This window comes from uncultured Gulosibacter sp. (assembly GCF_963509965.1).
In the GTDB taxonomy this organism is placed as follows: domain Bacteria; phylum Actinomycetota; class Actinomycetes; order Actinomycetales; family Microbacteriaceae; genus Gulosibacter.
The window spans coordinates 33,828-45,875 of record NZ_CAUPDE010000003.1 but is presented as its reverse complement, the minus strand read 5'-3'; the positions used below and the strand labels follow the sequence as shown (position 1 = coordinate 45,875).

Annotated in this window: 7 protein-coding genes; 4 read left to right on the top strand and 3 right to left on the bottom strand. The window is 63.7% G+C overall.

The annotated features are described in order from the left end of the window. Nucleotides 1-5: 5 nt before the first annotated feature. From glgB to glgX, 3 genes are all read right to left on the bottom strand, one after another. On the bottom strand, nucleotides 6-2,225 hold the full coding sequence (glgB, locus tag RQ865_RS03375; RefSeq protein ID WP_311477532.1) for a 1,4-alpha-glucan branching protein GlgB: 2,220 nt from the start codon (nucleotides 2,223-2,225) through the stop codon (nucleotides 6-8). Nucleotides 2,226-2,324: 99 nt separating this feature from the next. Then, entirely contained in the window at nucleotides 2,325-4,307 is a 1,983-nt protein-coding gene (locus RQ865_RS03370) for an alpha-1,4-glucan--maltose-1-phosphate maltosyltransferase (protein WP_399521799.1), read from the bottom strand. 180 nt (nucleotides 4,308-4,487) lie between these two features. Continuing rightward, entirely contained in the window at nucleotides 4,488-6,581 is a 2,094-nt protein-coding gene (glgX, locus tag RQ865_RS03365) for a glycogen debranching protein GlgX (protein WP_311477531.1), read from the bottom strand. An 89-nt stretch (nucleotides 6,582-6,670) separates the two neighbouring features. Here glgX and RQ865_RS03360 point away from each other — a divergent pair, with 89 nt between their 5' ends. The 4 genes from RQ865_RS03360 (at nucleotide 6,671) to ligA (ending at nucleotide 12,040) form a co-directional block, all read left to right on the top strand. Beyond that, on the top strand, nucleotides 6,671-7,879 hold the full coding sequence (locus RQ865_RS03360; RefSeq protein WP_311477529.1) for a cysteine desulfurase family protein: 1,209 nt from the start codon (nucleotides 6,671-6,673) through the stop codon (nucleotides 7,877-7,879). Nucleotides 7,880-7,899: 20 nt separating this feature from the next. Next, a complete protein-coding gene (gene mnmA / locus RQ865_RS03355) occupies nucleotides 7,900-9,054 on the top strand; it encodes a tRNA 2-thiouridine(34) synthase MnmA (protein WP_311477528.1) in 1,155 nt (384 codons plus the stop codon). Between the two features lie 128 nt (nucleotides 9,055-9,182). Then, entirely contained in the window at nucleotides 9,183-9,668 is a 486-nt protein-coding gene (locus RQ865_RS03350; protein WP_311477526.1) for a hypothetical protein, read from the top strand. Then, on the top strand, nucleotides 9,665-12,040 hold the full coding sequence (ligA, locus tag RQ865_RS03345) for an NAD-dependent DNA ligase LigA (RefSeq protein WP_311477525.1): 2,376 nt from the start codon (nucleotides 9,665-9,667) through the stop codon (nucleotides 12,038-12,040). Before RQ865_RS03350 ends, ligA begins: the two co-directional genes overlap by 4 nt. Nucleotides 12,041-12,048: the final 8 nt, after the last annotated feature.

The following is a 12,048-nucleotide window of genomic DNA, read 5'->3' as shown; positions in this document are numbered from 1 at the left end:
TACAGCTAGTCGACCGGTTTCAAGAACGTGGCGCCCAGTGGTGGGATACGCAGTGTCAGCGACTGTGCGTGTCCCTGCAGCGGCGCCGCCGGGTCGGCCAGTAGGTCGCTCGGGTTGACGACTCCCGAGCCGCCGTAACGCAGATCATCCGAGTTGAGCACCTCGTGCCACGCACCAACAGTGGGCACACCGACGCGGTAGTCGTCGAGCACGCTGTTCGAGAAGTTGTAAACACACAGCAGTTCGCCGCCGCCGCGGTCGCGACGAATGAAGGTGATGACACTGTGCGTGGCGTCGTCAGCCGACCCCCACTGCAGCCCCGCCGGGTCGTTGTCGAGCTCCCACAGAGCCGGGGTGTCACGGTAGAGCTGGTTGAGATCGCTCACCCAGCGCTGAATACCGGCGAAGGTGGGGTTATCGAGCAGCCACCAGTCGATGCCACGCTGTTCACTCCATTCGTTGGGTTGGCCGATTTCCTGCCCCATGAACAGCAGTTGCTTACCGGGGTGGCCCCACTGGTAGCCGTAAAACACGCGCATATTTGCGGCCTTCTGCCAATCGTCACCGGGCATCTTCGTCCACATCGAGCCCTTGCCGTGCACCACCTCATCGTGCGAGATCGGCAGCATGTATTGCTCGCTCCAGGCATACACGAACGAGAAGCTGAGATCGCCCTGGTGATAGCTGCGGTGGATGGGGTCACGCGAGATATAGCGCAGGTTGTCGTTCATCCAGCCCATGTTCCACTTGAGACCGAACCCGACGCCGCCCCAATCGGTGGGCCGGGTGATGCCCGGAAAGCTGGTTGATTCTTCGGCGATCATGACGATGCCGGGGTAGAGCTTGTAGGCGGTGGCGTTGACCTCTTTCAAGAAGTCGATCGCCTCGTAGTATTCGCGGCCGCCATCGGCATTGGGTAGCCAATTGTCACGCGAGTAGTCGCGGTAGATCATCGAGGCGACAGCGTCGACGCGCAGCCCGTCGATGTGAAACTCCTCGAGCCAGTACAGCGCGTTGGCGACGAGGAAGTTGCGCACCTGCGAATTGCCGTAGTCGAACACCAGCGTGCCCCAGTCGAGCTGTTCGCCAAGGCGCGGGTCGGGATGCTCGTAGAGCGCCTGCCCATCAAAGCGGGCCAGCCCGAATGAGTCTTTCGGGAAGTGCCCCGGCACCCAGTCCATCAGCACGCCATAGCCGGCCTGATGCAGCCGGTCGATCAGGTAGCGCAGTTCGTCGGGTGAGCCGAGCCGTGAGGTGGGGGCGAAATACCCGGTGACCTGGTAGCCCCACGAACCACCGAAGGGGTGCTCTGCTAGCGGCATGAACTCGACGTGTGTGAAGCCGGTCTGGTCGAGGTAGTCGATGAGTTCATCAGCCAGCTCGACATAGCTGAGCCCCGGTCGCCACGACATGGCGTGCACCTCGTACACGCTCATGGGCGAGTTGTGGGGGTCGGTGGCAGCGCGACGCTCCATCCAGGCGCTGTCATTCCACTCGTATGTGTTGGTGGATGCGATCACGGATGCGGTGTGTGGCGGGCGTTCGGTGTGGCGGGCCATTGGGTCGGCCTTGTCGATCCAGTTGCCCTCGGCGGTGAGGATCTGAAACTTGTAGGTGGCGTAGGCGCTCACACCGGGGATGAACAGCTCCCAAATGCCGCCCTCGTTGAGTCGGCGTAGCGCGTGCTTGGCGCCGTCCCAGTCGTTGAACGAACCGACTACTCGCACGGCGGTGGCGTGCGGTGCCCACACGGTGAACGAGGTGCCGGCGACGGCGGCGTGGGTGCCCCAGTGCTCACGCACATGTGCACCCATCACTTCCCAGAGCCGCTCGTGCCGCCCCTCGCCGATGAGAAAAAGATCGAGGTCGCCGATGCTGGGCAAGAAACGGTAGGGGTCGTCTTCGAGGTGTTCGACACCGTCGGCGTACTCGGTGGCGATCTGGTAGTCGTCGAGGCCGCGGGTGTGGGTGCCCTGCCAGATGCCATGTGCAAGGTGGGTGAGTGCCACGCGTTCACCGCTGGTGGCGAGCACGACGGTGACCGACTCGGCCAGCGGGCGGCGCACTCGAATGACTACTGGGGCTTCGGTATCACCCACCGCATCGGTGGGGTCGAGCAGGTGCTGGCCGAGCACGCCGTGCGGGCCGTTGTGCCGCCCTTCGGCGAGAGCGAGGAGCTCGGCATCGGGGATGACGGGCGGGTTGAGGTTCGGCAGTGTGCTCATGGGAGTCCTCTCGTCAGCAACTGTATTCAGGCTAGCGTTTACAGATGAGCGCCGGCCGACTGCAGCTGCAGCCGACCGGTGCTTCGAGAAGGATGCGTGCTAGTGCTGCACGCGCAGAATGTGGGCCTGGCCGGGGCCGAGACGAATGTAGTTGGCGTCGGCCCACTCCCACACCGCACCCGACAGCAGGTCTTCTACCAGGAACCGGCTGCCGGGTAGCTTGCCGAAGCTTGTGGGGTCGAGGTGCAGGGTCGACTCGACCGTGTCGTGGAAGTTGAGGTTGACGACCACGATGATCGAGTTCGGGGCGCCCGATTCGGTGTGGGCACCGTCGAGGTGCTTCGAGAAAGCGTAGAGCTGGTCGGTGTCGGCGTAGTGCGCCACATAGTTGCGCAGTTGCGCGAGTGCAGGCTGGCTGTGGCGGATCTCGTTGAGCCGACGAATCAGCGGCGCAATTGATTGCCCGGTGGCTTCGGCGGTGTCCCAATCGCGCTGTTTGTACTCGTATTTCTCGTTGTCGATGTTTTCTTCGGAACCTGGACGGGCAACGTTTTCGATGAGCTCATACCCCGAGTACACCCCCCAGTTGGTGCCGGCCATCGCGCCGATCACGGCGCGAGCTTCGTAGGCGGGGCGACCTCCCTGCTGCAGGTATTCGGTGAGAATGTCGGGAGTGTTCACGAAGAGGTTGGGGCGCATGAATGAGCTGGTCTCGTGTGAGATCCAGTTCATGAACTCGTGCAGTTCGTCACGGCTGTTACGCCAGGTGAAGTATGAGTACGACTGCTGGAATCCGGCCTTGGCGAGCGCGGTCATCACGGCCGGCCGGGTGAAAGCTTCGGCGAGGAAGATCACCTCGGGGTGTTCGGCATTGATTTCGTGGATGAGCCACTCCCAAAACTGCAGCGGCTTAGTGTGTGGATTGTCGACACGGAAGATTTTTACGCCCTGCGCGATCCAGAACTGTACCGTTTCGAGCACTTCGGTGTAGAGACCGTTGCGGTCGTTGTCGAAGTTGAGCGGATAAATGTCTTGATACTTTTTCGGCGGGTTTTCGGCGTAGGCGATGCTGCCGTCGGCGAGAGTGGTGAACCATTCGGGGTGTTCACTCACCCACGGATGGTCGGGGGTTGCCTGCAGCGCGAGATCGAGTGCGACCTCGAGGCCGAGTGCTTCGGCGCGGCGGCGGAAGGCAACAAAATCGTCAACGGTGCCAAGGTCGGGATGCACATCCCGGTGTCCGCCGGCTGCGGCGCCAATTGCCCAGGGCGAACCGGGGTCGTTGGGGCCGGCGGTGAGCGTGTTGTTTGGTCCCTTGCGGTTGGTGAGCCCGATGGGGTGAATCGGGGGCAGATAAACCACGTCAAACCCCATTTCGGCGACACCGTCGAGGCGTTCGCTAGCCGTGGCGAAGGTGCCGGAAGTCCACGAACCGTCACCGTTGGGGCGGGCACCCTCAGAGCGCGGGAAGAACTCGTACCAGGCACCGAACCCGGCGCGGAGCCGTTCTACCTTGAGCACACGCTCGGCCGATTTGGTGACCAGCGACCGCACCGGGTGTTCGTGCAGGTGGCGCTGGATTGCGGCCGTGGTGAGCGTCGCCAGGCGCGTGTTTGCGGGAATCGAGGTGTCGCGTGCCTGCTTGATAGCGGCGCGCAGCTGGTTGCCGACGGCCGGTGCTGTGGCGAGTGCTTCGCGGTTGGCGGCGGCTCGCTCAACCACTCGGGCTCCCTCTTCGAGCATCAGCTCAACATCGATGCCGGCGGGCACTTTGATCGTGGCGTTGTGCATCCAGGTGGCGTAGTCGTCGCCGAACGCCTCCACATACCAGCGGTGGTCGCCGGTTGCCTGCACTTGTACGGTGGTCACCCATTCGTCAAGGCCGGGGCGACCTGCGTGCATCCGAATGCGGCGCGACTGCCCCTGCGGGTCGGTGAGCACCAGCTGCGTGCCGATCACGTCGTGCCCCTCGCGGAAAGCGACACATGAGAACGGCACCACTTCGCCCTGGTAAGCCTTGGCGGGGAAAAGATTGTCGGTGATCTGTGGGCGCAGGTCGAGAATCGGGATGCGGCCGATCACGGGTTCGTAACCGCTACCGGGGAAGGCTTGTGCGCGCTCGGGGGCTGCGCCAGTTTCGGGGCGGCGCAGCGGAAGGCGGGGAGGGAACTGGTTCGATGCAGGTTTTTCAGCCACGGTTTCGACGCTAGCAAGTTCGGGTAACCGCGCATGGGCACTAGCTGAACGCCCGCCGTGCCGCCGCTACGGCAGCGGGATCGGCGCGGTGTTCCCGGTGATGGCGCGGTGATTGACGGCGTATACCCGCATCGACGGGCCGGTGACATGCAGTCGCTGGCCGGGCGCGGCGATCGCCATCGAATCGGTGCGCAGATGCTGCACATCATCGATGGCTGAGTCCCACAGCAGTCGGTATTCGGCAACGCCATCAACGCTCGGCAGCCGGAACGGAGCGGGATCGTTGACGCCGTGCACCACCACGAGCAGCCGGTCGACTCCTTCGGTGAGCTTCATCGAAGCCAGATACTGCACCGACCGGGTTTGTGGCGAGTTCCACTCCCACTCAGGCATGGGCTCGCCGAGCGCGTCGAACCATTCGAGCGTGGTGGAATGTTCGCTCAGTTCACGGCCGTGGTTGTAGTGGGTGGGGCGCAGCACGGGGTGTTCGGCACGAATCTTCAGCAGCAGCTGCACGTGATTAATGCGGTCGCGTGCCTGCTTGTTCCAGTTCCAGTGCACCCACGACATTTCATTGTCTTGGTTGTAGGGGTTGTTGTTGCCCTGCTGCGAGCGGCCGAACTCGTCACCGGCAGTGATCATCGGCACCCCGGCCGAGATGAGCAGTGTGCCGAAGAGGTTGCGCGCTGCCAGGCGGCGCAGAAAGAGTGTCTGTTCGTCGGTGGTGTCGCCCTCATAACCGAAGTTGTACGAGTGGTTGTCGTTGCTGCCGTCGCGGCCCAGTTCGCCGTTGAGCAGATTGTGTTTGGTGTTGTAGCTCACCAGATCTTGCATGGTGAACCCGTCGTGCGCGGTCACGAAGTTAATGCTCGCCACCGGGCCGCGTTCGTCGGCAAAGCGATTGGATGAACCCGCGAGCGCGGTTGCCAGCTTGCCCACCCCTTCGCGGTGGTGGCCGGTGATGCGGGCCTGTGCGAAGCTCGAAACCCAGAAGCGGCGCACTCGGTTGCGGTATTGGTCGTTCCACTCCGACCATCCCAGCGGGAAATTACCGGTCTGCCAGCCGCCGAGCCCCACATCCCACGGCTCGGCGATGATTTTGGCGTTGGCCAGCCGCGGATCAGAAACGATTGCCTGCAGCAGTGGGTGGTCGCGGTGATATTCGTGGTGTTCGTTGCGGCCAAGTGTCGGGGCGAGGTCGAAACGGAAACCGTCGACGCCGAACTCTTCATGCCAGTACCGCAGCGAGTCGAGCACGAGCTGCTGCACCACCGGCTGTGAGGTGTCGACCGAGTTGCCGCATCCGGTGACATCGTTGAGTCGACCGTTGTCGCCGAGCCGGTAGTAGACGGCATTGTCGATGCCGCGAAAAAGCACCTGCGGGGCATTGTCGTGTTCGTCGGCGGTGTGGTTGTACACCACATCCAGGATGACCTCGAGCCCGGCGTCGTGGAACGTGCGCACCATTTCTTTAAACTCGCGGGCAATTGCCTCGGGCCCGGCCTGGCGGGCGGCTTCGGATGCATAGGGCGCGTGTGGGGCGAAGAAACCGAGCGTGTTGTAACCCCAGTAGTTCGTGAGCTGCTGCTGGCGCAGATGCTGTTCGCTACCGAATGCCTGCACCGGAAGGAATTCAACCGCGGTGACGCCGAGCTGTTTGAGATAGGCGATGATGTCTGCGTTGGCGAGCCCCGCATAGGTGCCGCGCAGTGGTTCGGGCACGAATTGCGCAAGTTGCGTGTACCCGCGCACATGCAGTTCGTAGATGACGGTGTCTCGCATGGGCGTGTTGGGGCGAGATGTTGCACCCCAATCGAACTCGTCGTCGGCCACCACCACGGCAACCCAGCGGGGCGTGGTGTCGCTACCGATGTTTTCGACGTGGCGAGCGTAGGGGTCGAGACTCGTGGTGAACCGGTCGAAGCGGTGGGCCGTTCCCTGGGGGCCGTCAACCCGCAGCGCATAGCGGCGGCCGGGGCGCAGTTCGGCGGTGGTGACCTCCCAGGTTTCACCCATGCGGTGCATGGGCAGTGAAAACTGTTCGGCACCGCCTTCGAAGAGCACGAGATCCATGGCGGTGGCGTGACGGCTCCACACTCGCAAGCGGCCGCCGGATTCGGTGAGTGTTACGCCAAGATCGGCAAAGTCTGGTGTGGTCATGAAAATCCTCAGCAGGTCACGGCCAAACTGCTCGGCCGTCAGCGGACACCGCAAGAGTTTAACCGGCTGCAGATGTCAGAATGTCATGCATGGTTGCTTATCTTGACTATGCCGCGACCGCACCCATGCATCCGGCCGCCAAGGCGGCGCTGGTGGCAGCGGTTGACCAGATCGGAAACCCGGGCTCGATTCACACGCACGGCCAACATGCCCGCCGCGCGCTCGAACGTGCCCGGGCAGCGATAGCGGCTTCGCTTGGCGCCGAGCCGGTTGAGACCGTACTCACCTCGGGTGGCACCGAAAGCGACAACACGGCCATTCAGGGACTGTGGCATGCGCGTAACCGCGATGCTGAGCGACCACGCATCATCACCACCGCGATCGAACACAATGCGGTGCTCGATACGGTGGCCTGGATGCGTGACCATTACGGTGCCGAAGTGGTGATCGTGCCGGTTGACACGACGGGTGTGATTGATCTGGATGCGCTGGAGCGCGAACTCGACGATCGCACGGCACTGGTGGCCATGCTGCACGTCAACAATGAGATTGGCACGGTGCAGCCGGTGCGCTCGGTCGCCAAACTTGCGAACGCGGCCGGAGTGCCGGTGCACATCGACGCGGTGGCGAGCTACGGCTCGCTGCCGGTGTCGCTGCACGAGTGGGGTGTGACCTCGATTGCGGTTTCGGCGCACAAGGCTGGTGGCCCGGTGGGCATCGGTGCGCTGGCGCTGCGCCGCGGCACCAAACTCGACCCGCTCATCCATGGCGGCGGACAGCAGTACGGGCTGCGATCGGGCACCCAGAACATGGCGGGTGCGGTCGCGTTTGGTGCCGTTGCCGAGCTCATTGCTGATGAGCAGTGGCTGGCTGAGCATGCCGCCAAGTTGCGTGAGCGGCGCGATCGGGTGATTGAGATTGTGCGTGAGGCCGTGCCCGACGCGATCCTCACCGGTGCCGACCCCGATGCGACGCTCAACGACGGCGGTGTCGAGGTGGCGGCTCGGGTGCCCGGTAACGCCCACTTTCTTTTCCCCGGCTGTCAGGGTGATTCGCTCGTGTACCTGCTGGATGTGGCGGGTGTTTCGGTATCGACCGGTTCGGCCTGTCATGCCGGTATTCCCGAGGCCAGCCACGCGGTCATTGGCTGCGGCTACCAGAACGAGCAGGCGCTGGGCGCGCTGCGGATGACCGTGGGTGCGCAGACCAGCGACGACGAACTCGAGGCGCTCGCCAAAGTGCTGCCCGAGGCGTATGAGCGCGCCCGCAAAGCCGGGTTCTCGCACCGCGAGGTGTAGCGGCTCTTACACTGGTACCCATGAAGGTACTGGCGGCAATGAGCGGTGGGGTCGACTCGTCGGTGGCAGCTGCGCGCGCCGTCGACGCGGGACACGACGTGGTTGGTGTGCATCTGGCACTCTCGCGCGCCGGTGGCACTATGCGTGCCGGGTCGCGCGGCTGCTGCACCATCGAAGATGCGGTGGATGCGCGCCGCGTGGCTGACGAGCTCGACATCCCCTTCTATGTGTGGGACTTTTCGGAGCGATTCCGCGAAGACGTGGTTGACGACTTCATTTCAGAATATGCCCAGGGCCGCACCCCAAACCCGTGCCTGCGCTGCAATGAGAAGATCAAGTTCGCGGCACTGCTTGAAAAAGCGCTCGATCTCGGTTTCGACTGTGTGGTGACCGGGCACTATGCGCGGCTGGTCGAGCATCCCGACGGCACTCGCGAGCTGCGCCGCGCCGCCGAACACGACAAAGACCAGTCGTATGTGCTGGCGGTGCTGAATGAGCAGCAGCTGCAGCACTGCTGGTTCCCCCTTGGAGACGACGAATCGAAAGCGCAGGTGCGGGCAGAAGCCGAGCGGCGCGGATTCGTCACCGCCAACAAACCCGATAGCTACGACATCTGTTTCATTCCCGATGGCGACACCCGCACGTGGCTGGGTGATCACATCCCGATGCGCCCCGGCGCCATCGTCGACACGGCTGGCAACCAAATCGGTGAACATGCCGGTGCCGCGGCCTACACCATCGGCCAGCGCAAGGGGCTCAATATCGGTCGACCTGCCCCCGATGGTTCGCCGCGCTTCGTGCTCGGCATCGACACCGAACGCAACGAGGTGACGGTGGGATCGAGGGCCGCGCTCGCGATCGGCGAGGTTTCTGGGCAGCGGTTCAACTGGGCTGGCCCCACGCCGCAGAGTGATCGTTTTGACTGCCTCGTGCAGGTGCGCGCGCACGGTGAGCCGGTGCCGGGAATGTTCGTTCGCCGTGTCGCCGAGATCTTCACCCGCCCCGACGCCACCGAACCCGGAGTCGAGGTGGCAGTGCGGCTGACCGAACCAATTCACGGGGTAGCTCCGGGGCAGACCGCCGTGGTGTACGACGGCGAACGAGTGGTGGGGGCCTTCACCATCGACCGCACCGGGTCGGCCGTCGAAACCGGCGAGTCGGCGCCGGCTGCCTAACCGGGCCCTCTGGCCGGCTTTTATCCGGTGCCGGGCAGCGGCAACTCGCCGCCAGCCCGACTAGACTGGCCGAGCGTGGCGACAGCTGTTCGTCACCGGGCCGACCGGGAAGGGATGGGTTTGCGACCGTGTCAATGAGCACCGGGGGAGCGCGCGATGGCGCCCCACAATTGCGTGACGGTGAGGCACTCGACGAGTTTTTGACGCAGGTTGAACGCTGGGCAAAGCGGTACCCGCACCCCCACGACCGCGAGCGTGCCGGTGCCGACTACGAGTCGAAGTTCACCGACACCGCCGCCGAACTCGCGGCCAAATGTACGCCGAAGGCGCGTAAGTTCGCGGTCGTCGACTGGATCGCCGCCATCTTGATGTGGTTGATCGTTGCGGGCATCGTGCTGGCACTGTCGATTTTGCTGATGCAGCCCGACATGCTCTGGTTCTGGATTTTTGTTGGGGTGGCCGTGGCGATTTTTGGTATCGGGGTGGGCTATGTCTACTTCGACACCACCAGTGCTGCGCACGCCGAAAAGAAAACCGAGCAGAAAGCAAAATGGCTGCTTGGCGCGGGTCGTAAGCAGCTGCAGCTCTTTCTTGACGAACGAACCGAAGCATGAGCGGTCAGCTGCGGGATGAACGCGCGGTAGCCTCGGCTCGCGCAAGCCAGTTGCGTGCCCAGCTCGACGAGTGGTCGGCGGCCTACTACGAGCGTGATGAGCAGCTCGTACCCGACTCGGAGTATGACGCACGAATGGCCGAGCTGCGTGAACTTGAGGTGCAGTATCCAGAGCTGGTTGATCCCGAGTCGCCAACTCAGCGTGTGGGCGGTGGCGTGGCAGAATTGTTCGCCCCGGTGGTGCATGGCGAGCGGATGCTCTCGCTCGACAATGTGTTCTCGGTTGCCGAGCTGCGTGAGTGGCTGGCGAAAACCCGGGCGGCTGTTGGTGGCGAAGTCGAGTGGTTGAGCGAACTCAAAATTGACGGTCTGGCAATTAATTTGCGCTACGAGCATGGCAGACTCGTGCGCGCAGCCACTCGCGGCGACGGCGTCACGGGTGAAGATGTCACCGCGAATGTGCAGCATATTCCGGCTATTCCGCAGCTGCTCGAAGGTGAGGGGCACCCGGATGCGTTCGAGGTGCGTGGCGAGGTATTCATCCCGGTGGCCGCCTTCGAAAAGCTGAACCAACTGCAGCTTGATCTGCGCGAACGCGTGGTGGCGCAGCTGCGCTCGCAGCATCGCGGCCAGTGGGATGCAACCGCCCAGAAACAGGCGCAGCGCCGCGCCGAAAATCGCTTCCCCGCGTTCGCAAACCCGCGCAATGCGGCCAGTGGCGGTCTGCGGCAGCAGATCGACAAGAAAACCGGTCTCGAACACGAGTCGGGTATGGCGCGACTTCGTTCGCTGCAGCTATACGTGCACGGCATCGGCGACTGGCCCAATCCGCCAAAGCAGCGGCAATCGCAGATTTATGAGCTGCTTGCAGGCTGGGGGCTCCCCACCAGTCCGCATGTGCGGGTGCTGCCGACCACCGATGCGGTGATCGATTTTGTTGCGCAGTATCGCGAACAGCGCGCGAGTATCGAACATGAAATTGATGGCATTGTCGTCAAGGTCGATGAGCTGGCGGCACACCGCAAGCTCGGGGCCACCTCGCGGGCGCCGCGCTGGGCGATCGCCTACAAATACCCGCCCGAAGAGGTGCACACGAAACTTGAGGCGATCCGCATCGGAGTGGGCCGCACCGGACGCGCCACCCCGTATGCCGTAATGACCCCGGTGCTCGTTGCCGGTTCGGTGGTGAGGCAGGCGACCCTACACAATCAGGATGTGGTGCGCGCCAAGGGTGTGAAGATCGGCGACACCGTGGTGTTGCGCAAGGCGGGCGATGTGATCCCCGAGATCTTGGGCCCGGTGATGTCAGCCCGTGACGGCAGCGAAGTCGAGTTTGTGATGCCGAAGAACTGCCCCGAGTGCGGTGCCGAGCTGCGCCCCATGAAGGAGGGCGATGTCGACCTGCGCTGCCCGAATGCGCGTTCGTGCCCCGCGCAGGTGCGCGGCCGAATCGAACACATCGGCTCGCGTGGAGCACTCGATGTGGAGGTGCTCGGCGAGGTGACCGCGGCCGCGCTGACCCAGCCCGAGCATCCTGCTGAACCACCGCTGACCACCGAGGCGGGGCTATTTGATCTCACGGTCGACCAGCTTGTGCCGATCGTGGTGGTGGTGCGAGATGGCGAAACTGGTGAGGAGCGTGTCGACGATCACGGTGAGCCGGTGCGTCGTGCGCCGTTCCAGCGTTCGCGGTTGGAGTATCCGCCTGCGGCCGCCGAGATGACGGCAGCGCAGCGTCGTCAGGCTGGTTTCAAAAAGGATTATCGGGTTATTGAACCCTCGGCGCAGGCAACCAAACTGATTGCTGAGCTCGAGAAAGCGAAGACCAAAGAGCTGTGGCGGCTGCTGGTGGCGATGAATATTCGCCACGTGGGCCCGGTTGCGGCCCGGGCGCTGGCCGACTGGTTTGGTTCGCTGGCGGCGATTCGTGCGGCGAGTGTTGATGAGTTGAGCTCGGTTGAGGGTGTGGGGCCGATTATTGCCGAGTCGATCATCGAGTGGCTCGCGGTCGACTGGCATATCGAGATTATCGAGCGCTGGACTGCTGCCGGGGTGCGGTGGGAGATTCCTAGGCATCCGGGGCCTGGCGCTGCGGCGGAGGTTGGTGGCCCACTGAGCGGTCTGACGGTGGTGGCCACCGGCACACTCGAGGGCTATTCGCGCGAATCGGCGAAAGAAGCGATTATTCAGGCCGGCGGTAAGGCGGCATCGAGCGTGTCGAAGAAAACCGACTATGTGGCTGCCGGGCCGGGGGCTGGCTCGAAGCTCGCGAAGGCAGAAGAACTCGGCATCCCGGTGCTGGATGCGGCCGGTTTTGCGCTGCTGGTTGCGGGCGGTCCGGATGCGGTTGCGCACCTCATCAATAGCGAATAACCGCGTCA

Coding starts and splice junctions, on each gene's coding strand:
- RQ865_RS03360 (WP_311477529.1), top strand. CDS start 6,671: ATGGTTGCTTATCTTGACTATGCCGCGACCGCACCCATGCATCCGGCC.
- glgB (WP_311477532.1), bottom strand. CDS start 2,225: ATGAGCACACTGCCGAACCTCAACCCGCCCGTCATCCCCGATGCCGAG.
- ligA (WP_311477525.1), top strand. CDS start 9,665: ATGAGCGGTCAGCTGCGGGATGAACGCGCGGTAGCCTCGGCTCGCGCA.
- mnmA (WP_311477528.1), top strand. CDS start 7,900: ATGAAGGTACTGGCGGCAATGAGCGGTGGGGTCGACTCGTCGGTGGCA.
- glgX (WP_311477531.1), bottom strand. CDS start 6,581: ATGACCACACCAGACTTTGCCGATCTTGGCGTAACACTCACCGAATCC.